Source organism: Paenibacillus sp. FSL R5-0623 (assembly GCF_037974265.1).
In the GTDB taxonomy this organism is placed as follows: Bacteria; Bacillota; Bacilli; order Paenibacillales; family Paenibacillaceae; genus Paenibacillus.
In genome coordinates this window covers 43,271-67,271 of sequence record NZ_CP150233.1, presented here as the reverse complement: position 1 = coordinate 67,271, position 24,001 = coordinate 43,271, and the positions used below count along the sequence as shown (strand labels likewise).

22 protein-coding genes are annotated in these 24,001 nt (G+C 47.6%); 2 read left to right on the top strand and 20 right to left on the bottom strand.

The window, feature by feature from the left end; translation table 11 throughout:
• Window positions 1–218 precede the first annotated feature (218 nt).
• From ftsH to mfd, 17 genes are all read right to left on the bottom strand, one after another.
• A complete protein-coding gene (gene ftsH, locus MKY92_RS00315; protein WP_036606115.1) occupies window positions 219–2,264 on the bottom strand; it encodes an ATP-dependent zinc metalloprotease FtsH in 2,046 nt (681 codons plus the stop codon).
• A 100-nt stretch (window positions 2,265–2,364) separates the two neighbouring features.
• Window positions 2,365–2,904: a hypoxanthine phosphoribosyltransferase gene (gene hpt, locus MKY92_RS00310; protein WP_017691352.1), complete on the bottom strand. Its 540-nt coding sequence runs from the start codon at window positions 2,902–2,904 to the stop codon at window positions 2,365–2,367.
• A gap of 52 nt (window positions 2,905–2,956) precedes the next feature.
• Window positions 2,957–4,396 carry a tRNA lysidine(34) synthetase TilS gene (gene tilS / locus MKY92_RS00305; RefSeq protein WP_339298727.1) on the bottom strand — a complete coding sequence of 480 codons (1,440 nt, stop codon included), beginning with the start codon at window positions 4,394–4,396 and terminating at the stop codon, window positions 2,957–2,959.
• A 44-nt stretch (window positions 4,397–4,440) separates the two neighbouring features.
• Window positions 4,441–5,388, bottom strand: coding sequence for a serine/threonine protein kinase (locus MKY92_RS00300; protein ID WP_211085371.1), 948 nt, complete (start codon window positions 5,386–5,388; stop codon window positions 4,441–4,443).
• Window positions 5,372–6,124, bottom strand: coding sequence for a VWA domain-containing protein (locus MKY92_RS00295; RefSeq protein WP_076216755.1), 753 nt, complete (start codon window positions 6,122–6,124; stop codon window positions 5,372–5,374). Before MKY92_RS00295 ends, MKY92_RS00300 begins: the two co-directional genes overlap by 17 nt.
• Before the next feature lie 85 nt (window positions 6,125–6,209).
• Window positions 6,210–8,717, bottom strand: coding sequence for a stage II sporulation protein E (gene spoIIE / locus MKY92_RS00290; protein WP_339298726.1), 2,508 nt, complete (start codon window positions 8,715–8,717; stop codon window positions 6,210–6,212).
• A gap of 473 nt (window positions 8,718–9,190) precedes the next feature.
• Window positions 9,191–9,721, bottom strand: coding sequence for a S1 domain-containing RNA-binding protein (locus MKY92_RS00285; protein ID WP_017691357.1), 531 nt, complete (start codon window positions 9,719–9,721; stop codon window positions 9,191–9,193).
• A gap of 198 nt (window positions 9,722–9,919) precedes the next feature.
• Window positions 9,920–10,255 carry a septum formation initiator family protein gene (locus MKY92_RS00280; protein ID WP_339298725.1) on the bottom strand — a complete coding sequence of 112 codons (336 nt, stop codon included), beginning with the start codon at window positions 10,253–10,255 and terminating at the stop codon, window positions 9,920–9,922.
• An 11-nt stretch (window positions 10,256–10,266) separates the two neighbouring features.
• Window positions 10,267–10,836, bottom strand: coding sequence for a spore cortex biosynthesis protein YabQ (gene yabQ / locus MKY92_RS00275; RefSeq protein ID WP_237178573.1), 570 nt, complete (start codon window positions 10,834–10,836; stop codon window positions 10,267–10,269).
• A complete protein-coding gene (gene yabP / locus MKY92_RS00270) occupies window positions 10,833–11,117 on the bottom strand; it encodes a sporulation protein YabP (RefSeq protein WP_076216757.1) in 285 nt (94 codons plus the stop codon). The genes yabQ and yabP overlap by 4 nt, the downstream gene beginning before the upstream one ends.
• A gap of 173 nt (window positions 11,118–11,290) precedes the next feature.
• On the bottom strand, window positions 11,291–11,569 hold the full coding sequence (locus tag MKY92_RS00265; protein WP_017691361.1) for an RNA-binding S4 domain-containing protein: 279 nt from the start codon (window positions 11,567–11,569) through the stop codon (window positions 11,291–11,293).
• Window positions 11,569–11,841, bottom strand: coding sequence for an HU family DNA-binding protein (locus MKY92_RS00260; protein ID WP_017691362.1), 273 nt, complete (start codon window positions 11,839–11,841; stop codon window positions 11,569–11,571). The genes MKY92_RS00265 and MKY92_RS00260 overlap by 1 nt, the downstream gene beginning before the upstream one ends.
• A 308-nt stretch (window positions 11,842–12,149) precedes the next feature.
• Complete coding sequence (gene mazG, locus MKY92_RS00255; RefSeq protein WP_339298724.1) at window positions 12,150–13,643, bottom strand: nucleoside triphosphate pyrophosphohydrolase; 1,494 nt, start codon at window positions 13,641–13,643, stop codon at window positions 12,150–12,152.
• A 149-nt stretch (window positions 13,644–13,792) separates the two neighbouring features.
• Window positions 13,793–15,541 carry a polysaccharide biosynthesis protein gene (locus tag MKY92_RS00250; protein WP_339298723.1) on the bottom strand — a complete coding sequence of 583 codons (1,749 nt, stop codon included), beginning with the start codon at window positions 15,539–15,541 and terminating at the stop codon, window positions 13,793–13,795.
• A 167-nt stretch (window positions 15,542–15,708) separates the two neighbouring features.
• Entirely contained in the window at window positions 15,709–16,251 is a 543-nt protein-coding gene (gene spoVT / locus MKY92_RS00245) for a stage V sporulation protein T (protein WP_036606123.1), read from the bottom strand.
• Window positions 16,252–16,582: 331 nt separating this feature from the next.
• On the bottom strand, window positions 16,583–17,743 hold the full coding sequence (locus tag MKY92_RS00240; RefSeq protein WP_221825827.1) for a peptidylprolyl isomerase: 1,161 nt from the start codon (window positions 17,741–17,743) through the stop codon (window positions 16,583–16,585).
• Window positions 17,727–21,254 carry a transcription-repair coupling factor gene (mfd, locus tag MKY92_RS00235; protein WP_339298722.1) on the bottom strand — a complete coding sequence of 1,176 codons (3,528 nt, stop codon included), beginning with the start codon at window positions 21,252–21,254 and terminating at the stop codon, window positions 17,727–17,729. The genes MKY92_RS00240 and mfd overlap by 17 nt, the downstream gene beginning before the upstream one ends.
• 25 nt (window positions 21,255–21,279) lie before the next feature.
• Here mfd and MKY92_RS00230 point away from each other — a divergent pair, with 25 nt between their 5' ends.
• On the top strand, window positions 21,280–21,534 hold the full coding sequence (locus tag MKY92_RS00230; protein WP_339298721.1) for a hypothetical protein: 255 nt from the start codon (window positions 21,280–21,282) through the stop codon (window positions 21,532–21,534).
• Here MKY92_RS00230 and MKY92_RS00225 read toward each other — a convergent pair.
• Both MKY92_RS00225 and pth read right to left on the bottom strand, forming a co-directional pair.
• Complete coding sequence (locus tag MKY92_RS00225; protein WP_210110415.1) at window positions 21,528–21,758, bottom strand: anti-sigma-F factor Fin family protein; 231 nt, start codon at window positions 21,756–21,758, stop codon at window positions 21,528–21,530. The genes MKY92_RS00230 and MKY92_RS00225 overlap by 7 nt on opposite strands.
• 99 nt (window positions 21,759–21,857) lie before the next feature.
• A complete protein-coding gene (gene pth / locus MKY92_RS00220; RefSeq protein WP_036606126.1) occupies window positions 21,858–22,418 on the bottom strand; it encodes an aminoacyl-tRNA hydrolase in 561 nt (186 codons plus the stop codon).
• 139 nt (window positions 22,419–22,557) lie between these two features.
• Here pth and MKY92_RS00215 point away from each other — a divergent pair, with 139 nt between their 5' ends.
• Window positions 22,558–22,758: a hypothetical protein gene (locus tag MKY92_RS00215; protein ID WP_076216763.1), complete on the top strand. Its 201-nt coding sequence runs from the start codon at window positions 22,558–22,560 to the stop codon at window positions 22,756–22,758.
• A gap of 288 nt (window positions 22,759–23,046) precedes the next feature.
• On the opposite strand, the gene MKY92_RS00210 is transcribed toward MKY92_RS00215, so the two are convergent.
• Window positions 23,047–24,000 (bottom strand): ribose-phosphate diphosphokinase, encoded by a 954-nt coding sequence (locus MKY92_RS00210; RefSeq protein ID WP_017691370.1) that lies wholly within the window; start codon window positions 23,998–24,000, stop codon window positions 23,047–23,049.
• Between the last annotated feature and the right edge of the window lies 1 nt (window position 24,001).

Below are 24,001 nucleotides of genomic sequence, written 5' to 3'. Positions count from 1 at the left end.
ATCACAAGCGGTTTAACAACTAATTTACACAACGTTCACGACTCTGTCAATAAATGAAAAAGGCCCGGAACAGCGCTGTAACCACCTGTTTGCTAACTGGTTCGCCATCTAACTCCCGTTTATCTTTATCTATCCTCTTTTAAAATAATGGATAAAAAAAAGAGAGCCTCTAGGGCTCTCTTGATTTCACCTGCTATCATAGCCAGATGTATTGTGCATTAAGACGTTGGCTTCGTTCCGCCATCATCCGGGTTATTGTTATTACCCTTTTCCAGATTCGGAGCTTCGTTTGGAATATCTCCGGCTGGCGGTTCAGGCGTTTCATCTTTACCTTGAATACGAACACGCACATCACCGATAGTGTCGATGATTGGTTCTCCGCCTTCAGTTGGTGTGCCTTCACCATCATTGTCATTCTCTGCTTTTGGAGTCAAAGAACCTGTTTCGATCAATTGCTTGATCTGATCCATTTCCAATGTCTCAACCTCAAGCAAAGTTTGAGCGATCAGGTGCATCTCTTTTGAATGTTTAACAAGCAAGTCCTTACACTTCTCATAACAGTCATTGATAAAGCGTTGCATTTCCTGATCAATCTCGTAAGCAATGGAATCCGAGTAATTCTGTTCATGACCGATATCCCGACCAAGGAATACCTGTCCTTGTGAACTTCCGAATTGCATAGGTCCCAATTTCTCACTCATACCGTATTCCATAACCATGCTGCGAACAATACCTGTCGCTTGCTGGAAGTCACTGTATGCACCAGTACCAATTTCTCCGATGAACAATTCTTCAGCTACACGACCCCCGAGAAGTCCGGTTACTTTATCCAGCAGTTCCTGCTTGGTAACCAGCATACGGTCTTCTTTTGGCAACATGATTACATATCCACCCGCACGTCCGCGCGGAATAATGGTCACTTTATGTACCATATCAGCATGTTCGAGGAAGTATCCTACAATGGTATGACCTGCTTCGTGATAAGCAACGATTCGTTTCTCGCGATCACTGATGACACGGCTTTTCTTCTCCGTACCAACGATGACACGGTCAATCGCTTCGTCAACTTCCTTCATGGAAATATCTTTACGGTTACGACGCGCTGCAAGCAATGCCGCTTCGTTCAAGAGATTCTCCAAATCCGCACCAGAGAAACCTGTTGTACGCTTCGCGATAATATCCATCTTCACATCTTTGGTCAGCGGTTTATTACGGGAATGTACTTTCAGGACAGCTTCACGACCTCTTACATCAGGGCGGTCAACCGTAATTTGACGGTCAAAACGTCCTGGACGCAGCAAGGCAGGGTCCAAAATATCTGCACGGTTTGTTGCGGCTATGATGATAATACCTTCGTTAACTCCGAATCCGTCCATCTCAACGAGCAACTGGTTGAGTGTCTGTTCACGTTCATCGTGACCACCACCGAGACCAGCACCACGCTGACGTCCTACAGCATCAATCTCATCGATAAAGATGATACATGGGGCATTTTTCTTCGCATTTTCAAACAAATCACGTACACGTGATGCACCGACACCGACAAACATTTCCACGAAGTCGGAACCTGAAATAGTGAAGAATGGTACACCCGCTTCACCGGCTACGGCACGAGCGAGCAACGTTTTACCAGTACCTGGAGGCCCTACGAGCAATACGCCCTTAGGAATCCGAGCACCTACTGCTGCGAATTTCCGAGGGTCCTTGAGGAAGTCTACAACCTCAACAAGTTCCTGTTTCTCTTCGTCAGCACCCGCAACATCTTCAAATGTAACCCGCTTCTTCTCTTCGTTGTAGAGACGAGCACGGCTTTTACCAAAGTTCATTACTTTACCGCCGCCGCCTTGAGCCTGATTAAACAGGAAGAAGAACAGCAGGAACATAATGATCAAAGGAATAAAGGAAGTCAGCAACGTCAACCAGATGCTGTCACCTTTCATTGGCTCCTGATGATATTGGAAATTGTTAGTTTCACTTGCAGCTACAAGCTCACTAATTGCCTCATCCGTAGGAGGAATATACGTTGAGAAATTTTCTGATTTGGCGCCATCAGGTGCCTTCTTGTATTGACCGGTCACGAGATACGTTTGACCGTTGAATTGAACCGTCAATTCAGAGACATTGTTGGCTTTGATCGCTGCACGCAACTGATCATATCTAGGATTATCGGTGGCTTCGCCGCCATTGCTGACGAACTGGACTATCCCCACCACAACTAAAAAAAGAATCAAATAAAAACCAGAATTCCGGATGAACCGATTCATCCCCTACCTCCTCTCGAGACACTTTAATTATTTTAACATAGCCCGACATGGCTTCTCAACAGAAGCCAAGAACAGCTCAAGGCTTGGGTCGGGCAGGATATTAGCTACTATAGACTTCCGGCTTCAAAATCCCGATATAGGGTAGGTTCCGGTACTTCTCCGCAAAATCCAAACCGTAACCAACGATGAACGCATCAGGAATGTCAAAGCCTGTGTAATGAGCTTCCAACTCAACTTTACGGCCTGAAGGCTTGTCGAACAGCGTAACCACACGCACCGACTCGGCACCGCGGTTTTCTAGCAGTTCAATCAGATAGCTGAGTGTAAGTCCACTGTCGATAATATCTTCGACAATCAGAACTTCCCGTCCTTCAACGGATACATCCAGATCCTTAATGATTTTGACAACACCTGATGACTTGGTGGAAGCGCCGTAACTGGATACCGCCATAAAATCCATTTCAACAGGCACCGTTATGTTTTTAACCAAATCAGCCATAAATATAAACGCACCCTTGAGCACACAAATGACCAAAGGATTGCGATTTGCATATTCGGCACTTAGTGTTGCGCCTAATTCCTTGACTTTACTCTGAATTTCTTCTTCACTGATCAATACTTCCTGAATGTCGTTCTGCAACTGTGCGAACCTCCTAAGTTATACTATGAAAGCCTTACCTGAACCATAACCACTACCCCTGAATCGCTGAATCGCCTACAGTCATGTACAGGATTGCGGAAGTGCCCTCCCTGACAGGAGCCACATTGGACCGTCGAACACCCGGTAACCAGATGATATGACCTGCTCCATCACATACCACAGGAATACGTGGACGGACAGATGGGGGGATTTTCTCATCGATGAAAATATTTTTCACCTTTTTGCTTCCGTTTAATCCCATCACTTTCATGGTATCTCCAGGTAACCGTGAACGCACAACCAGCGGCATAAGCAGTTGATCCGCATCAAACGCGGCTTGATCCGCCGATTCCGGTACATGATAGTCCTCGGGACTCACCGTCATCAACCGAATATACCGGTTAATTGGGGTGAGTGAAAGCTCATAAGTTCCACTCCATTGCGCAAGACGATACTCGTAAGATTGATCCTGTACGTCCGTCCGTATGCCAAAAGAAATCAGATTATACTCCCGAGTGCAGGCGAGTGTCTGTCCTATATCCAGGCTCCAGGTCGTCACATGGGTCTCCATGACCTTGTGCCGAATGGTTTCTATACGGGTAAAGTCGACAAAATCACTGTCCAAAGGCAGATAATTCAATATTAGTTTAATCAACCTTCGTTGTAAAGCGACATGTAACTTCAAGAAGGAAGGCACCTCAAAGGTTTGCCTTCCGCCGTTCACCTGCACTAGACACCTGTATGTGTCATATGCACTCTGCTCCATGAAATCGTCTTCATCACCCACAATTTCGGCAAGCCGATTCAATGACGGCGTGAGTTGTCCATTATACTGCCCCAAAAAAGGAAGCACATCCAAGCGAATGGCATTACGCCGATATTTACGCAAGGCGTTGCTCTCATCATTGAAATACATAAAACCTTGGGTATTACAAGCTTCTACAAGGTCTGTCTTGTTTATACGAAGGCATGGACGAATAAGTTCCACATTTTTTTCTCGTCTTTTAAACTTCATTCCTGAGAGTCCCGACAAGCCGGTTCCACGAAGCAAATGAAGCATGACCGTCTCCGCCTGATCATCCGCATGATGTGCCAAAGCGATGCTTGCCGCATTATATTTGGAAGCCACTTCGTGCAGAAAGGCATATCGCTTGTTGCGTGCCGCTTCCTGTGGTCCTTGACCCGTCAGCTCCATATATGAAGGTACATCGGCCTTGGTCCATTCAAATGTAATACCAAGTTGCTGTGCCAGTTCCATCATTTTCTCCGCTTCGTCATCAGATTCGGTCCGGAAACCATGATGAACATGGGCACAGATTAATTCAAGCGGGACATGCCGCATGCTGATCTCGTGCATGATATGCAAAAAAGCTACCGAGTCCGGCCCGCCCGATACTGCGACGACAATCCGATCCCCGGGAACCCATAACTGATGCTCTTCTGCTGCATCCAGCACGTTCTTCACCAGCATGTTCCAGCGTAAGGCCTCCATACCTGTTCCTCATTCCTTGCGTTATGTATATGCACTCTCACAGATCAGAAAAGTAGTGCATAGATGAGCACTCCAATAAGTAATATCACAGATACAGCGAATGCGTTCTTAAGCCAGCGCGGTGTTGTACTTTTGGAACGACGACGGAGAGGCGTGGGGCGTGCCATCATTTCCTTCCACCCTTGTGCCGCATGACCTGCATCACGAAACTGACCTCGTAATGCCTGAATCGTCCAATTGCGAAAAGGACCCAGTCGCTCACTGCGCTCCACCAGCGCTACAAGCTGATTCACACTTCGCAGTTGCGGTAATCCTTCGGCTGCCAGTGCCTTGAGTGCGTCTGCTTCAAGAACATGAATCAACAATAATGCAAATGCAAATACATCATAGGTACCATCTGCCGTACGGCTGCCTGCATTCCAGAAGCCCCGATCATACCATTCGGTGAACTGTTTGACGCTTCGACCAATCGACGTCACTCCGCCGTAGTCGATCAATTCCACCTGCCCATAGTCGGATACCAACACATTCTGAGGTTTGAGATCACCAAACACCCATCCCGCCTGATGCAATTGTGCCAGCTTCTGCAAGAGTCTAAGTCCCACAAGAAGTGTCCAGTCTGTCCCCTGACGCCGAATAAAGTGATGAAGTGCCTCACCTCTAACGTAACGCATCACATAAAAGGGAATATCCCGGCCACGAACGGCATAATCATCCACATCTTTAAGATAGGAAGGAATGCCGCTCTGCCGAAGGGCCTCATGATTACGCTGTAGTTGAAAAGATTTGAGCACATTGACTTCCGATTGCAGATCGACCGGATCAAATCCCATTTTTAGCGCGTAGTGTTTGCCATTTTCACCCCGTTGGACAAGAAAAACGATGCCATTAGCTCCTTTGCCCAGTAGCTTTCGAATCGTGTAACGACTGCGATTCCATTTCCCTGTAACCACTGTTCCTGGCGGGAAAGAGGCGTCAGACAACGTTGTCACCGAGCATCCCTTCTCTTTCAATGCGATAGTTCCCTTCTATTTCCTGCTGTTTCTCCAGTGTACCATAACGGTAAAAATCAATCACCTTCTGAATTGCAGGACCTGTCGGCGTTGCACCCTTCATCTGCAACCTTCCAAACAAGGACCGAACACGGCCTGGATCCGTTGTCCAGTCAATATCCATTACCGCATCTTCTCCACTGTGTCGTCCCGGAAAATGAAATACGGAAAGTTTGCTCTGACCTATACGCGCCTGCAAACTTAACATTAAATCACGAATGCCTTCTTCTACCGCAGCCAATTTGGGTTTCATGCTGGCACTGACGTCAATCAGCAATATCACCTGTAACGCTGTAGTTTCAGCCATATCATCCATCACTTCCACGACTCGGGCGCGTTGTGAAGGCTCCAGATCCGTTACCGTTTTGGGCTCCTTCTCTCCCAAAATTTGTGTTAACTCTCTATTAACCGCCTGCTGAATGGTCTGAACCACCGTTTTCCTTGTCATCATCTGCATCGTATGGGCAAGCTGACGTGTACCTACAATTTGGCTGATTCCACCTCCGGCTCTGGCAATATCCTCGATCTCCCGACTACCCAGCTCACCAATGGTTCCATAATCAATCACGCCAACCACATTAACCGTAATCCCCTCTTCCTGTGCTTCGGCCGCTGCCAGCACCGGACTTGGTCCCACATTGGAACAACCGTCGGTGATCAATAAGATTTGCTTCATCCGATATCCCTCCGTTATTCGTTACTCTCCAACTCTATGACTAGCATTGCCAGAATGAAGAGACTTCAAACAGAAGAATATGCAATTAGCTAACGGTCCGTGGACGCTCCATCCGGTTGATGCCAGGCACACGCAGTGTGGCCCATTCTGGGCGGAAATGCTCTACTTTTCCAACAACAACGGTCATATCATCTAATATCTCATGCTGCTGATATCTTATGACACTTTCAAGCAGGCAATCGGCCAAATCTTGTGGATCCTCTGTATCAATCTCTTGAATGAGCCGTTTCATCCATAACTCTTTGTTCACAGCATACCCCGGTGCATCATAGATGCCATCCGTCATCATAATGAGGATATCCCCCGGCTGAAGCTGTACCGTCACCAGATCCACTTCAATATCCTTAATAATACCGATTGGCAAATTACTGGCTGAAACCTGAATAACCTCCTGTCCTCGTTTGATAAAACTTGGCGTTGAGCCGATTTTCATAAACGTGGTCTCTGCCGTATATTCATCAATCAGCGCCATATCCACTGTGGCATACATCTCTTCAGGGGAGCGCAACATCAGAACGGAGTTCACGGATTTGATCGCCAGTTTCTCGTCCATGCCGGACTGTAGCAACTGTTCCAGTATGTTCAGCGCCGCGCTGCTCTCCATGCGTGCTCGTTCTCCATTGCCCATTCCATCACTGAGCGCCACTGCAAATGTACCATTACCTAACTCAACCGTACTGAAGCTGTCGCCTGACATCACATCTCCCCCTTTTGCGGCAGCAGCAACACCCGTAGTCACCTCGAACGTTTTAGCCGAACCAAACGTGACGGTTGCCAGTCCCTGACGAGGATCGGTCATGGTCTCATGCAAGACGGCAATATGCTCGTCCAGTACATCCGAGATCAGCGGAGCAATCATTTTCCGGCACTCATCGAATCCACGTGTATATGCATGTACAATCTCAATCTCTACATTGCCCGCTTCCAGATTGATGATCTCAATGGAGTGAATGGACAAGCCCAATGACTCCAGTGCGTCCCGAATCTGCTCCTCCTGCTGTACCATCTCATCACTTTCCCGCTGAATTTCTTTGGCCAGGTCCTCCATGACCTGAGATACACCGGACAATTGCTCTGCAACCAGCTGCCGGCTATCGATAATTTGGCGCTTCCATTGCATGTTATGTTGATGCAGTCCATACTGGGCACGCATGACTTCAAGGACCTCTTCCGGTTTCGCACACACCCTGTTCCAGTCCACTGGAATCTGCTTGCCTGAGATCTCCGGGTTTCCTTCAATCGTACTCATCACGTCCGTCATATATTTGTAGGTTTGAATAAACTTCGCATCCCAGCATTGTGTACGCTTGAAGCAGCTTGCACATGTGCCCTCGGCAACCGCATTCATGAAATGGTCCATTCCACCTTCTTTCTGTACCTGCTCCCCTGCACCGGACATCTGATCAAAGCTACGTGACAATTGACGGAATACCTGCGAGAACCGAGTTACCCGCTCTGCCGTGATATCCCGTATCCGTTTGGCATACTCATGCTGGGATTTCGTATGATCCTGCGTACCCGGTACATATTTGGATATCGCCGTCATCAAACTTTTAGGTGTCAACATGAATAGTACGATAGCTGCACACGTCTCCCATAACGAGTTCATAACATCACCCGGTCCGCCCAGATATATGGATAGAATAGACGAACCCAGCAGCATGCCCAGTGCAACCGCCGCACGTTTGCCCTCTCGAAGCATACCCGCCAGCATACCGGCAAAAGCAAGCAGGCTCATCTGATACACCGCTGACATGTCAGCCAGACTCAGAATCAAGCCGGTAATAACCCCAACCGAGGCTCCGAGGGGGGCTCCGCCCACCAGAGCAAAGATTAATATGAGATAACGGGAGAGCATATGCTCGACGGATAAGGACTGAATGGTCCACCCTACGGCTCCCGTCATAACGGAAGCGAGCAATATGATCAGGCAAAGGATCTCCTCGTTCTTTAGGCTGAACTTTTTTTTGCGATAGGTGAAGATCGGTATGGCTTGTATAAAAACAAGGGTGAGCACGAAACTTAATACGGAATCCATCGTGAGCATCAGCATCGCGTACCAGCTGAAGGATGGCCCGATCACAACCGCGAATAATTTGACCATAAATGTAGTCGTAAATACCATCGTTGGTGCATAAGATAATTCAGCACGATCATATGACTCCAGACCACGGAAGAACAAATAAAAGATGGCGATCTCCGATGCAACAATGAGTGGTACTGGAAACGGTGCAAAGAGACTACCTGCGAGTAGAGCGGCGCCTACCGGAATGATGTAATCCCTACGCATGAAAGCAATTACGGCGAAATAAGCAATGGCAAAGGGAGATAACTCATTCAGGATCATCGCCTTTCCGAGCAGAAATCCCATGAATGTGAGCAGCAGTACCCATTTGCGGGAAGCAACCATCTGGACAGCCTTGCGGGAGCCAAGCCAATGTTTCAGACGTATCGACAGCTCCTCCCGAGCTTCCGTACCTCCTTTACCTGCTTTCATTCCCGGAAATTGAATGACATTCCACTTTTCCATCATCCTCAAGGCACCCCATTCGATTAATTTGAATTTTCGTGTTTCGTTCTCGATGGTTCTGATTATAGATAGATTAGAAGACGTAGTTTGTCAGAATAGGTGGGCAGGGTCCAAAAAGTTTACGACAAAAGAAACGAGCCTGGCGCGGTGGAGCGAAACCCCCGGCCTTATTGTGGTTTCATTCATTCTCCTATTTGATTCCGACAATCGGAATGTCTGATTTTGAACCGGCGATGGTTTGGTCTCGCCATCATTTGAGCAGGATAACTGTGGAATGCCACGGAAACCTGTCGGTAAAAAATGGTAGACGACAAATGTTCTTATGGTTCCATTTTGCCGTGCAGAAAAACTGGGGATATGGAGCTTCACCTTACAAAAAAAGCTATTCAACTCCTTATCTGTGATAGAAACGCAAAAAAACCGCTAGCCCATGGGCTAACGGTTTTACTTATATGTTTAGATCAGGTTGTGACAGATTACACACGCTTGGCCCCACGGCCTCCGCGTTTGCCTTCTGTGTTCTTCTTAAGCGAAGAGATCCGCTCTTCACTATCTTTCAGGAAGCGTGACATTTTATCCTCAAATGAAGGTTTGCCTGCTGCGGGCTTGAAAGAACGGCCTCCGCGGTCACCACGGTTAAATCCACCGCCGCCACCACCACGACCTTGGCCACCACTTGGGCCTCCGCCGCTGAATCGTTCGCGATCTCCTCCACTGCGTTCCGGTCTAGGAGCTCTCGGGGGTCTAGATTGGGTTTGTTGCTCAACCGGTTTGTCAACAGCTTGCTTAATGGAAAGTCCGATCTTGCCATCCTTGTCAACGTTGATAACCTTCACTGTAACGAGGTCATTCAGCTTCAGGTGGTCGTTGACATCTTTGACGTAATTGTCGGCGATTTCCGAGATGTGAACGAGACCCGTGACACCTCCTGACAGATCCACAAATGCTCCAAAATGCGTGATTCCTGTCACCTTGCCCTCTAACTTGGTGCCCACTTCAATTGCCATAGAATAAAATGATCCTCCCTTAAAAATATACAACCCGATTTTTTGAATGCCAAAATCAATGCTGCGCTAATGTAATTATACCTTATGCCGTAAACCAAGGTCAACTGAACACTACCCCATCAGAGAGCCTATTTTTTCCGGTTTAACGGCTTCAGACACACGGATAACAAACCTAGCTCGGTAATGGACCGAATTCCATCAGTTCCCTGACTCTTCAACCTGGATCGGCGTTTCCTCAGGAAGATAATATCCTTTTTTCCGTGCCAGCTGTCCTATGTATTCAGGGTCATTCAACCGGCTGACTTCGTACTTCAACTGTTCCAGCTTCTTCAACGTATCTTCCTTTGAAGCTTGCTGAGTGGCCAGATGAGAACTCTTGTCCGAAATTTGTGCAGTCTGCACAAGGAATATATATCCTGCCCATATTACAAATACAATCATAAACGTCATCCAAAGCATGAGGCGCCTTTTTGCACCGGCAGATTTTCCTTGGTTAGTTGGAGCCTTTGATCTGCCCACAGGTGTTTTACCCATTACGGACCTCCTTAAAACCAGCGTTTCCATATCGCTGCAATTCTTGTACCCACACGGATCATGAAGCGTGGCGTTACCCAATGTTTCAGGAGCGGCCTAAACATCCAGCGGAACAACTTGCCGAAAGGTACCAAACACTGCAGCACCAGCCTGCCCAGGAATAATAGTATCGCAATTACAAAACCGAATAATACGCGAATTAACTTATAAATTCCTTTAGCCGGCATAACGATCAGGATGTTAAGGATATGTCCACACCAATGAATCAGCGTTCTTGCGAGTTTAATTAACATTACCACAAAACGCTGGGTTGTAACACTTAAAAGCCAAAAATAGAAGCAAACCCCTATAATCAGCCCCAAAAAGACATAAAACCGCAACTGTCCGTGGTTTCCGGCGTATAGCATCCGAAAAACGAACAGCGCGGAAGCAACCCAGTACAACAGATCGAGCGTGTGAATACTCCATCTCGGAAACCGCAGCTGTCCGGACAGTACCCGGTAACTGTCGTAGGCCATTCCCATCACGACCCCCGAGGTAAGCATCCACATCAATGTGATCCATTGAGTATCCGGACTCATCGGAACATCTTGCCAAACAGGCCCTTACCATTTTTGGGCTGGGAACCGGGGTCCAGATATTGGAGCGAACTGACTGTGCCTTCAATGGATAACAAACCTTCCTCCAGGCTCAGGTTTTTGATATGTAAATTGTGCCCCCGGATGGTCAGATGCCCAAGTTCAGTCTGCAGCAAAAATTCCTCACTGTCGAAGCTCTCCACGTTGGAGACACCCGTCAGATCCAGCAGTTTCCGATTCTGCATGCTCAGATGATGCTGTTTGGCCTTACCGTGCTCAACCATGGCATGTACCCCTCCTTCTTACACCTAGCTTATGGGTGTGGAGGTTGGAATAGAACCAGCGTTGTTGAACAAATAACCCGGCATTCAGTAAAAAACAAAAACGCCCTTCCCTGTTACAGGAGGACGTTTCGATTCAACTTGCATTGAATGAATATTTAATACCAGATGTACTGTTACCAGTTCATTCCGTTATCCTTGGCGATCGGCTCTTCCTTCACCAAGGTGTAGAGGCTGCTCGCCTCATCCTTCTTGGTACTCTCGGCAATTCGTTCCACCCTCACGGTGACCAGTTTCTGACCGAACTGAACCGTCAGCTCATCGCCTACTTTAACAGCGGCGCTAGGCTTCGCTTCACGTCCGTTCACCAGAACACGTCCCTGTTCAGAGACGTCCTTGGCCACAGTGCGGCGTTTGATTAGCCGGGAGACCTTCAGGAATTTATCAAGACGCATTATTTTACGGCTTCTTTAAGTTTGTTGCCTGCTTTGAATGCAGGAACAGTGGACTCAGGAATCACAATTTCATTCCCTGTTTGTGGGTTACGTCCGGTACGACCGGAACGTTTGCGGGTCTCAAAAGTGCCAAAGCCGATCAATTGTACTTTGTCTCCGCTGGCAAGTGCATCTGTAATTTCTCCCAAAAAGCCGTTTAATACGGACTCAACGTCTTTTTTAGTCAAACCACTTTTGGTTGAAATGTTGTTAATCAGATCTGTTTTGTTCATTTTTAAAAGCCTCCCAAATTGAAAAAAAAGTATCTGCGATTCCTGACAATACATTGATTGCCGCTGATTCGCGTTAGGTCACTACACATGTATTCTGGCTTGGTATCTGAAATCCTGCCTTAGTCCGCGACTTTTTTTAGCTTTTTGTCGATGGTCCGCAGGGGACAGTCTAAGACCAGTACCCGAAACCATCTGTCGCTAAACACCAACCTCAGTTTACATAGATGAACACATGTTCGTATTATCATAACACACTGCATAACATGATGGAATAAGGTTTATCGGTATTTCCCAGAAAATTGAACCCGTTATAATCCTGCCTTCTTCGCATCCTGCCAGAATTGCTCCATCTCTTCTACATTGCTATCTGCTGGTGTTCTTCCCTGTTCACGTAAACGCTCCTCGATGTACTGAAACCGCCCGACGAACTTGCGGTTGGTCGCAGCAAGCGCCTCTTCCGGGTCCGTATCGATGAATCTCGCAACGTTTGCGGCTGCGAATAATAAATCACCCAGTTCAAGCTTCCGTTCTTCTGCAGACTGGCCTTGTTGCACCGCTTCTTTTAACTCCGCCAGTTCTTCCTCGATCTTGGCAAACACACCTTCAACATCATCCCAGTCAAAGCCTACTTTGGCTGCTTTCTTCTGTAACTTGTATCCCTTCATCAATGCAGGCAAGTCACGCGGTATACCATCCAGCACGGAAACCTTCTGCTGATCCTGGCCTTTGCGCTTCTTCTCCTCTGCCTTCATCTGTTCCCAGTTCTGAAGGGCTTCATTCGCATCTTCTGCCTGATGATCGCCAAAAACGTGTGGATGACGGAAGATCAGCTTATCATTCAAACCTTCGATGACATCATACACATTAAATGTGCCGACTTCTTCTTCCATCTGGGAATGCAATAAAATCTGCAGCAGCAGATCACCCAGCTCTTCTTTCATATGGTCGGGGTCATCCTCATCGATTGTCTCAATGACTTCATAGGTCTCTTCAATCAGGTTTTTGCGAATGGATTGATGCGTCTGCTCCTGATCCCATGGACAGCCGCCCGGACTGCGAAGAATGTTCACGATCTCATGCAAACGCGCAAAGGATCTGCGACGCAGGGCATCATCGGTGTTCTTCGGGACATAGATCAGTGACAGATTGCCGTATCCTTCGATCCGGTCCAGTTCGTGCAATGGAATCTTGTGAATGACCTCCTGGCCCTGTACACCCAACGCGTGACCCACAAATACCGGATAATCATCCGGGTAAACCTCCATCAGGCATAGCTTCACATCGGAAGCAGTGAACACATCGTAGACTTGTCCGATCAACGTATGTAACTGTGGTTGTACCAGTTCTGTGTTCAGGCTGCTGGCATCCAGAAGTTGAAAACCTTCGATTGGATCGAATCCAAGTCGTATAAAAGCTTCATCTAGGAAGCTCTCCCCGCCCATGACACGCAATGAGATACCCATCTGCGGACAACGTTCTTTGAGCAGACGTACACTTGCCTCTGCTACCATCGGATGACCAGGTACAGCATACACAATCTCCGTTCCAGCCTCACCCTTGTGAGCGGCTTCTATCAGTTGATTCGCGATCTCATCATATACTTCGGGGAAGGAGGACTTCGCCTCATAGATAGCATCAAATGATGTCATCTCCAGCCCCTCTTGTTGCAGATCATTCAATACGGGATGATCCAGGGTACGTACATACAGTGTAGCTGCATGTTTCATTTTTTTGATAATACCTACGGTCAGTTGGTCTGCATCTCCAGATCCAAGACCCACTACGGTTAAAGCTGCACTCATTACGTAAACCTCCATCCGGACTATCCTGTCTAGGCTCACTGATTCATCATGCCTGAACAGGACTAATTACACGTATTATACCAGAATCATTCGATATCCTATAATTGCATATTAGCTGTGCTGGGTGCAGAAGCAACGTGAGCATGGAGCTAGCGCAGCACACGCAGTCTGCGCAGCAGCTTGGCAAGGCGAGGCCCCAACTTGGGCACAGCCGCCAGCTCCTCGGCGGTCAATAGCCCTGTCCGGGCCGCCGCCAGCAAGAACACGGCCGAGCCTGCGGCAATGCCCAGCAGGCTCACGCCCATCGCGGCCAGCCTGCGGTCGGCCGCGATACCCATGCCGCCGAGTACCGCTTCGGCGGCCCAGGCCATGCCTACCGCCGCCAGACTCATGGCGGCGATCACCAGCGCCGGCTTCGCCAGGACGGCGCCAGGGGCAGGGCGCAGGGCGACAAGTCGCGCCAGCAGCGCCACATTCAGGCCAGCCGCCAGCATGTAGGCGACTGCGCCTGCCAGAGCCGCGCCGCTGATGCCCAGCGCCGGCACAAGCATAACGTTCAGCAGCGCCTTGACGCCTGCGGCGGCCAGCATGCTGAACGCGGGTGCGCGTACGGCGCCGAGGCCTTGTAGCAGCGCCGCCGCAATAATGCTGACGGTGCTGCCCGCAGCCGTCAGCGCCATATACCGCAGTGCTTCGGTGCCTGCGGCATCTCCGTACAGCATGCGGTTAATCGGCTCCGCCAGCACCGCGAGACCCGCGGATGCTGCCAGGCCGATCAACCAGAACCAGCGCAGCGCAAGGCCTGCTTGCTGCCGGACGGCTTCTGGCCCGCCCTTTAACCGGGCTTCCGCCATTGCCGGAATAAACAGCACAGACAGTGACGTGGCCAGCATCGTCACCAGTTGAACCAGCGGCAATCCACGGTTATAGATACCGAAGGATACCATCGACTGAAGCTCATCCAGTCCTTCTCCCCGTAGCAATCGGGGCACGGTGAAGGTATCCACCAGATTCATCAGTGGGACGGCCAGTGACCCGAGACAGACGGGAATGGCATACATGAGTAGCGTCTTGATCCACTCACCATTGGATCGTGATCTTTCTGCCAGAGCCGGGTTAATAGCACTCACCGTTTTCTTCAGCGGCGTAACCGGTGTATTCTCCTGACGCTCATGACGATCTGATCCAACCTCTCCACTGTTACTGCTCCATTCCGAATTCAATTGCCCGTTGACTGCTTCCCTGCCTTTCCGCCGATGATGGACCATGTACCCTAACATGGTTAACAGCCCAACCATTCCACCAGCAACGGAGCCCATCATGGCACCAGCAGCAATAGTCTCAAGCGAAGCGTCCCGTCTCATCAGCCACAGAAGCAGAACAATCATGACGGTAACACGTATCGTCTGCTCCACCACTTGTGATACCGCTGTTGGCACCATCTGCTGTAATCCCTGAAAATATCCACGCAGCCCTGTCATCACCGGTACGAACAACAAAGCCCATGAAGCTGCACGAATCGATGGAACCACATGACGGTTGCCAATCATGTCAGCGATCAATGGCGCACCTGCATACATCAAGAGCGCCATTATAATTCCAATTCCCCCGAGCAGAAGGGAAGATAATCGAATAATTCTTCTGCTCTCGTCTGGTCTTCCGAGTGCGTTCTGTTCTGCTACGAATTTGGATACGGCCAGCGGCAGTCCTGCAGCAGCAAGCGTGATAATGAGCATATATAACGGATATACCGTATTGTAGATGCCAAATACACCGTCTCCCCCCAGATTCTGCAGCGGAATCTTCTGAAAAGCACCAATAATTTTAGAGATAATGGCAGCAAACCCAAGTATAAATGCACCCTGTAGCAGCCTTGAGCCTGTAGACGGCTGTTTCATAAGTCCCTCCTGCGTAATCCTTTTAAGCATACCTTGCTATTATACCTGCCTGGAGGCACACAGACTAACCCTTCCCCATCACAATCATCCGGATCTACTTCTTTGACCCTTTAAAATGCAAAAACTCCCGTATGCCCAAGACAGGGCACCAGGAGTTGGTCTGCGGTCTATTGTTCCATTTGCTTGCCAAGGAAACCAGCAGCCGTCTCAGACATCTTCACTTCCATTTGAGACATCTTAACTGATTCGTCCTTATTGAACAGAATAACCGTTCCGATGGGGTCACCACCTGAAATAATCGGCGCAATAACAAAAGAGGATAACGTCTCGTCATGATCTTTGCTAAGCTCATAAGAACCATTGTTTGTTTCCAAAATGGTCTTTCTATTTTCCATACAACCTTCCAACAGTTGACCCACCTGCTTGTCCAAATATTCTTTCTTGGAGCCGCCTGCCACCGTGATAATAGTATCCCGGTCAGAAATCATTGTTACATGTCCTGTACTTTCATACAGGGATTCTGCATATTCTTTGGCAAAATCACCAAGTTCGCCAATTGGCGAATATTTTTTAAGGATAACTTCTCCATCACGATCCACGAAAATTTCCAGTGGATCACCTTCACGAATACGTAACGTACGGCGGATTTCTTTTGGAATGACCACACGACCAAGGTCATCTATACGGCGGACAATACCAGTAGCTTTCATTTCACATGTTGCCCCACTTTCTCGAGAAGATTTTTCAACTACTGTTCCTTAATGGGTAGAGGAAAGTCCCAGAACGTTTAGTGTGATATCTTGACCATAGTATTCATCTGTTCCCATTTCCTTATACATGCTTCGGAGAATATAGTTGTGTAACTTTCGAAGAAGGCAACCATGTACCCATACGACTTGAATATATAAAAGAAGAAGCAAGAAGGAGGTCCTAAGTCCTCCCCTTGCTTCTCTGTATGGTTGTCCATATTTACGTCATACAAGGCATTCATTCGGGCAAATTTAACCCCTGAACGTATGCTAACACAGCAATTTTACCAGCTTACTTGCTGCTTGTACCTTCATCTGTAGTTGCATCTTTGTCTGTTCCAGTCGTACCTTGGTCAGTCTTGGTATCCGTACCTGTGGAGTCATCCGTTTTTGGTTCGGTTGTTTTCTCTCCTTCAGTTCCTGTACCCGTAGTGCCTTCAGTTGTGCCTTCAGTCTTACCTTCTTCAGCTTTTTCTGTTTTTGGCAGTTTAACTTCTTTTACGATTTTGTCCAATTCATTTTGCATGAACGTATCGATTTCGGCTGCAGCCAATTGGCTCTTCAGACTTTCTTTTTGTTCAGCCGTCAATTTGGCAAAGTCAGCTTCTGTACGAGCTTCCACTTTCATGACGTGGTAACCGTACTCGGTCTCTACTGGATCACTGATTTTGTTCAGTGGCAATGTTTTTGCAGCTTCCTTAAATGCCTCTACCCAGCTGCCTACAGGTGTATTTTCATACAGTCCACCCTTTTCAGCAGAACCTGGATCTTCGGAATATTTTTTTGCAATTTCAGCAAAATCAGCTCCGCCATCCAACTTGGTTTTTACTTCTTTTGCAATTTTAAGTGCATCTTCTTTTTTACGCTCTTTTTGTGTTTTTGGATCTGTGAAGTTAATCAGCACGTGACGGACGGAAGCCGTAGTGAACTGATCTTTGTTTTTCTCAAACTCAGCCTTGATGGCATCTTCCGTAACGCCTGTTTCTTTGTCTTTGATTACCGTCATGATGCGAGTCATATAATCTTTAATGTTCTGGTCAGTCAGGTTCTGAGCTTTCAGCATCTCAGTCCATTGATCTGCCTGAACAGAAGCTTTCATTTTATCAAATTGCTCGGTTGCTGTTTTGGTACCTGCTGTTTTGGCTTCTTCACTTGCTTTGCCACTCAGATATTCATAAGCAACTTCCTGTTTCACCAGATACTCTTTGAAATCGTCCATATCCATCATTTGTGCATACTCCGGATAGAGGAATTTCATGACACGTTGCTCCATGTCGAATTCATTGGCTGTAATGGTACCACCATCATACGTAGCGACTACAGCACTTGTATCCGTCGATTCAGGTGCTTTTGCTTCTTCCTTCTTGCCACATGCAGCAAGCAGTGATAAGGATAGTACTGCGACCATACTCACAGACAGTACTTTTCCTACTTTTTTATACTTTGGTAACATCCTTTAGTTCCCCCTTTGATTTAAAAGCAGTTTTCATGGACTCCAGAATTTTCTCTACCAGCTCCATCAGTTGCTTATCCCCAAGCCCCTTGCCTTTAGCGTGAATCAGCATATGGGGTCCTTGTTCAAATTGTACACGTCTTTCGAACTGATTTCCAATGTGCGCGATTTTCGAGAGTTCAAAGGCATGTTCACGCCCTTCATAGAACTTCACGGTAATGTCCTCACCACGTTGGGAAATCGACTCAATACCGTAGATCTTGCCGTATACTTTCATCCGTGCAACAGCCAGCAGGTTGATAACGGCCTCCGGAAGATCACCGAATCGGTCAACCAATTCGTCTTCCAACTCCATCGCATCGTCGAAGGATGCAATGACCGCCACTTTTTTGTAGATCTCAATCTTCTGAATACTGTCGTAGATATAATCGGACGGCAAGTAGGCATCGATACTGAGATCCAGCGTTGTGTTCCACTGGTCTGAAGGTACCGGCTCTTCGCCAAGCATCGTAACTTTGCGTTTGTTGATCTCCTCTGCGAGCATCTGGGAATACAGATCAAACCCGACGGAAGCGATGAAACCATGCTGCTCCGCTCCTAGCAGATTTCCCGCACCACGAATCGACAAGTCACGCATGGCGATTTTGAATCCTGAACCCAGTTCGGTGAATTCTTTGATTGATTGCAGACGTTTCTCAGCAACTTCAGTAAGAACTTTATCCCGTTGGTACGTAAAATAGGCATACGCAATACGATTGGAACGACCCACACGTCCGCGCAGCTGATACAGCTGGGAGAGTCCCATTTTATCCGCATCATGTACGATCAGTGTATTTACGTTTGGAATATCTACCCCGGTCTCGATGATACTTGTGCTCACAAGCACGTCATATTCACCATCCAGGAAGTCGAGAATCGTTTTCTCCAGCTCTGTTTCCGACATCTGACCATGTCCCACACCAACTTTGGCCTCAGGCACAAGTTCAGAAATTTCAGCAGCCATCTCCTGGATTCCCTGAACACGGTTGTAGAGGTAATACACTTGCCCTCCACGGGCAAGTTCACGCTCAATCGCTTCGCGGACAAGCGCCTGGCTGTGTTCAACCACATAGGTCTGTACCGGGAACCGATTCTCTGGCGGAGTCTCGATAACGGACAGATCACGCACACCCAGCATGGACATATGAAGTGTACGCGGAATCGGCGTTGCCGTCAGCGTCAGCACGTCCACATTGGTTTTCAGCTTCTTCAGTTTTTCCTTATGAGTTACTCCGAAGCGCTGTTCCTCATCAACAATGAGTAGTCCCAGATCCTTGAACACCAGATCCTGCGACAGCAATCGATGCGTCCCGATGACAATATCCACTGTACCTGCCTTGATGCCTTTGGCTGTTTCATTCTGCTCTTTACGGGAGCGGAACCGGCTAAGCACATGAATGTTGAACGGATAACCGGAGAAGCGCTCACGGAATGTCTCAAAATGCTGCTGTGCCAAAATGGTTGTTGGAACAAGTACAGCCACTTGTTTACCTTCAATCGCTGCTTTAAATGCAGCTCGAATAGCGACCTCGGTTTTGCCGTAACCAACATCCCCACACAATAAACGATCCATTGGACGGTTTTGTTCCATGTCCTTCTTGATTTCTTCAATCGCACGCACCTGATCACGCGTCTCATCATAAGGGAACATGTCCTCAAACTCCTGCTGCTCCGCGGAATCCTTGTCGAATCCAAATCCTTTGGAGGTCTGACGCTCTGCATACAGCTTAATCAGATCATCAGCAATATCCTGTACGGATGTGCGGACTTTATTTTTAACCCGTGTCCATTCATTGCCGCCCAGCTTGTATATTTTCGGTTCTTTCTCTTCGGAACCAACATATTTCTGAATCAGATCGATCTGCTCAATAGGTACAGACAGTTTGTCTCCACCCGCATAGAGAATATGCATGTAGTCCTTATGAATACCACCAACCTCGAGGGTACCGATCCCCAGGTACTTACCAATTCCGTGGTTCTGATGAACGACATAATCGCCAACTTTTAGCTCGCTATAGGATTTGATCCGTTCAGCATTATCTACATTCCGAATCGGTTTGCGTACTTTACGCTGTTTTTGCGAGAACATCTCGCCCTCGGTCACAACAGCCAAATGAATGGACGGCATTTCAAATCCCGTTTGCAAATTACCGATCATCATCTCTGGCTCTGGAATATCATAGTCCATTAGTACCCGGCGCATCCGCTCGAGTCGTTCATCACCGTTCGCCAGCATGAGCACTTGGACTCCAGCCTTCTGCCAGCGCTCCATCTCTGCCTTAAGTACGTTCATCTGTCCATGGAAATCCTGCATGCCACGACTGATGAAGTTCAGAATGTTCTGTGGTTGGGTGTGTGGAACTTGGCGCAAAAAGATCGACATAAACAGCGTCTGGAATGGACGCTCATACAAGAGTTCATCACCGTCAGCGGATAATGGAAGATCCGGAAGTGTTTTTCCGTTTTGCATCAAATGCAGGTTCCACTCCGATTCATCACGGTCCAGTTGTTTCGATGTCTCCGATAGTCTGGCAGGCTCATCAAGAACCAGCAGGGTATCTTCCGGCATATAGTCGTAGATCGTTTTATTCTCCGGATAGAGCGGAGAAATATATTTATACATTTCGGAGAAATACACGTGTTCCCGCAAAAGCTCGATCTCCCGGTGAATTTCTTCACGAAGACGTAGCTTCGCCTGCCGGTCCGTCATTTTCTCCAGCTGTTGCTCCAGCAAAAGAGCAGCCGCATCGGCAGCCTTTTCCATACGTTCACGATCTGCAATTAATTCCTTGCATGGCAGAACTGTAATTTCTTCAATCCGTTCAATCGAACGTTGATCTGCTGGATCAAATGTCCGAATGGAGTCGATCTCATCATCAAATAACTCCACCCGATATGCGATCGATGAAGTAACCGGATAGAAGTCGATGATACCTCCACGTACACTCATCTCACCACGAGATTCCACGCGTTCCACACGCTCATATCCGAGCTCTACCATCTCCAGCAGGAAGGAGTCCAGTTGAAGTGTGTTGCCTTGTTTAATCAAAATTCGAGCATTGGCCATCACTTCCGGAAGCGGAACATAACGTCTTACCCCGGAAAAAGGAATAACAACAACGCCCCTGAATCCCTGGGCGCAGCGGACCAACACATCAATGCGCTGACCCAATGTTTCCGGGCTGGAAACAGCAGCTTCAGCAGCGACAAGTTCGTTGGCAGGATAGATCAACACCTGATCAGGTGAAAGCGCTTCCTGTAAATCTTCTGCAATTTTTTGAGCTGAAAACATATTATGTGTTACTACGAGCAATGGTCGGTTCATTTCCTGATGCAGAGCAGCCAGCATAATCTGACGCGCCGAGCCGGATAGACCCGAAACCAATTGTTCCTTCATGCCGGACTTGATTCCGGCTGTAATGGACCCGAAGTCCGGATCTTTGGAAAAAGCCTGTATAAGTGCTTGTAACAAAAGGGGCACCTCTCTTATAACTTACTTGATTATCTCACGCATACGCGTAGCATCACTATTAAAATGGATACAAATTCCTTTTTGTCCTGTTTCATCATATCGGATTACTCGCAACATTGCCACATCTGTTGATGCGGCTGAGCCTGATTTCGAGATAGCGATGGCTTTCATGCCAACTGAAAAGAAGCCTCAGCAGGCTGCCAAGGCTATAAAAGGTGGAGCGTTATTACGCAACCACCCTCAACTGTCATTCGATCCTGTTACAAACGATGTCTACTGAAGCGGACTCGCGAGCAGGCTAAGCTCCGGATTGTGCTCCAGGGCTTCCTTACAGTAATCACATGTAATCCGAACGGTAATGTCACCACCGGAATTATACGCTATTATATCCCTCCGCTCGTCGGGGGTCAAGAAATGAAAGCCGAGCTCTACTTCTGTTATCTGGGCAGAATCGATTCGTCCAATAAAGGTGCGGCAATGCCTACATACGTAATTCACTGACATGTTTATGCCTCCTGAACATGGTTTATACATCCAGTATGCCCAGTATGGCTGAATCGAACCCGTCTTTTATGATCATTTTACCAAGTATGTCTTACAAAATTAACCGTTAAACTTCGCCATTGTTTGTTCGAACGTATGAGTCAAGCTATGCTCCAAGGCATCACACGTTTGCTCAATGGTCTGATCCAGGGCTTCTTTTTCTTTCTTCATGAATGTTGACAGTACATAATCAACAATGGCATGTCCTGGTTCGGGCCGGGATATTCCCATGCGTACCCGGTTAAACTGCTGTGTACCGGTATGCTGAATAATGGACTTGATTCCATTATGTCCGCCTGCACTACCTTGGTAACGCAATCTGACTTTGCCAATCTCTGTATCCATGTCGTCGTACACAACAATCAGATCTTCAAGACTAACTTTATAAAAATCCATATAGGCTCGAACCGATTCACCAGACAAGTTCATATAGGTCATTGGTTTGATCAGTACGGTTTTCACACCGCCAATATTGCCTTCTCCAATCAGCGCCTTACATTTATTCTGCGTAATGGAGATATTATGACGATCAGCCAACCGATCCAGTGCCATAAAACCGATATTATGACGAGTTTTGGCATAGTTCGAGCCTGGATTTCCAAGTCCGACAATCCACTTCATCTTGTTCCCTCCTTTGGAATAGCCTGAGGTGAGGCATAGACTTCGAATGTTATATTTCATATAATATCAGGAAAGTAAAGATCGATTTACTGTAGTGTTCACAGTTAATATTTTATCGACCCAGGAAGGTGAGCGGGTTTTGCGCGAAGACAATGGACAACTGACTCAACATAGCGATTTTATCTATCATCTCGAATATCACGTACCTGTACAGGTATACGACCGCGACACCCATATTGAGATTGGTCTAATTACACGATTCGATAATCAATTCGTCGAAATTGCCAACACGCTTTTTCATCGGCGTCGTTTCCGATTTATCTCCCGCCCAGGGTATTAACCATATAAGATGAACGAACCAGTTTACACTGGATTACTGCGCGTGCAGAAACATCTTCCGATCGCTGCTTCGGAAGCATATGCTTCCGAAGCAGCTTTCTTTCAGAAAGCTTTTAACTTCACTTCTTCAGATCTTTTCTGCCCTCTCCGTTATCGTGTAAATTAGTAGTTCAACTTATATGGACTGACCAGCATTTGTTTCACTTTTAATAAAACGGCACGCCGACAGGGGTTACATTTTCCATTGAGCCGGAAAACGTAACCCCTCTACTACTTTATGCAGACATCCTTATTCAATTTCAAACAGCTTGCTGATTGACAATTCCTCATGAACCCGGATAATCGCTTCTCCGAGCAAAGGCGCTACAGACAACACTTTGAGTTTGCTTGTCGGATTAGCATGCGTGATTGGAATGGTATCCGTTACGATGACTTCCTTCAATGGTGCATTCTCCAAACGTTCCATCGCAGGTCCCGACAATACCGGGTGAGTACAGCACGCGTATACTTCTTTTACGCCGCCTTCCATCAGAGCATTCGCTCCCAGTACAATCGTTCCCGCCGTGTCAATAATGTCATCGATCAGGATGGCTGTTTTACCCTCGATGTTACCGATAATGTTCATCACTTCGCTCACATTTGGCTCAGGACGACGTTTATCGATAATCGCCAGGGGCGCATTCAGGAAATCAGCCAGTTTACGTGCGCGCACTACGCCACCGTGGTCAGGCGACACAACAACCGGATTTTCGATCTGTTTCGACCGGAAATATTGAGCCAGAATTGGCACGCCAAGCAAATGGTCAACCGGAATGTCGAAGAATCCCTGGATCTGCATTGCATGCAAGTCCATCGCGATGACACGGGTTGCACCCGCTTTTTCAATCAGGTTGGCAACCAGCTTCGCTGTAATCGGGTCACGCGAACGTGCCTTGCGATCCTGTCTTGCATAGCCATAGTAAGGAATAACGACGTTAATCGTCTTTGCAGATGCCCGTTTGAGTGCATCAATCATAACGAGCATTTCCATCAGGTTATCATTAACCGGCAAGCAAGTGGACTGCACGATATAAACGTGACAACCCCGAACACTCTCGGAGAGTTTCACTTGAATCTCGCCATCACTAAAGCTGGTTGTGTGAGATTCACCCATAGGGATCCCGATATAATCAGCAATTTGATGGGCAAGCTTGGGGTTAGAATTGCAAGTAAATATTTTTAATTTCGAATCAAAATAAGTCATA

Coding starts and splice junctions, on each gene's coding strand:
- ftsH (WP_036606115.1), bottom strand. CDS start 2,264: ATGAATCGGTTCATCCGGAATTCTGGTTTTTATTTGATTCTTTTTTTA.
- tilS (WP_339298727.1), bottom strand. CDS start 4,396: ATGGAGGCCTTACGCTGGAACATGCTGGTGAAGAACGTGCTGGATGCA.
- MKY92_RS00295 (WP_076216755.1), bottom strand. CDS start 6,124: ATGAAGCAAATCTTATTGATCACCGACGGTTGTTCCAATGTGGGACCA.
- spoIIE (WP_339298726.1), bottom strand. CDS start 8,717: ATGATGGAAAAGTGGAATGTCATTCAATTTCCGGGAATGAAAGCAGGT.
- MKY92_RS00285 (WP_017691357.1), bottom strand. CDS start 9,721: ATGGCAATTGAAGTGGGCACCAAGTTAGAGGGCAAGGTGACAGGAATC.
- MKY92_RS00280 (WP_339298725.1), bottom strand. CDS start 10,255: ATGGGTAAAACACCTGTGGGCAGATCAAAGGCTCCAACTAACCAAGGA.
- yabQ (WP_237178573.1), bottom strand. CDS start 10,836: ATGAGTCCGGATACTCAATGGATCACATTGATGTGGATGCTTACCTCG.
- yabP (WP_076216757.1), bottom strand. CDS start 11,117: ATGGTTGAGCACGGTAAGGCCAAACAGCATCATCTGAGCATGCAGAAT.
- MKY92_RS00265 (WP_017691361.1), bottom strand. CDS start 11,569: ATGCGTCTTGATAAATTCCTGAAGGTCTCCCGGCTAATCAAACGCCGC.
- MKY92_RS00260 (WP_017691362.1), bottom strand. CDS start 11,841: ATGAACAAAACAGATCTGATTAACAACATTTCAACCAAAAGTGGTTTG.
- mazG (WP_339298724.1), bottom strand. CDS start 13,643: ATGAGTGCAGCTTTAACCGTAGTGGGTCTTGGATCTGGAGATGCAGAC.
- MKY92_RS00250 (WP_339298723.1), bottom strand. CDS start 15,541: ATGAAACAGCCGTCTACAGGCTCAAGGCTGCTACAGGGTGCATTTATA.
- spoVT (WP_036606123.1), bottom strand. CDS start 16,251: ATGAAAGCTACTGGTATTGTCCGCCGTATAGATGACCTTGGTCGTGTG.
- MKY92_RS00240 (WP_221825827.1), bottom strand. CDS start 17,743: ATGTTACCAAAGTATAAAAAAGTAGGAAAAGTACTGTCTGTGAGTATG.
- MKY92_RS00225 (WP_210110415.1), bottom strand. CDS start 21,758: ATGTCAGTGAATTACGTATGTAGGCATTGCCGCACCTTTATTGGACGA.
- pth (WP_036606126.1), bottom strand. CDS start 22,418: ATGAAGTGGATTGTCGGACTTGGAAATCCAGGCTCGAACTATGCCAAA.
- MKY92_RS00210 (WP_017691370.1), bottom strand. CDS start 24,000: ATGACTTATTTTGATTCGAAATTAAAAATATTTACTTGCAATTCTAAC.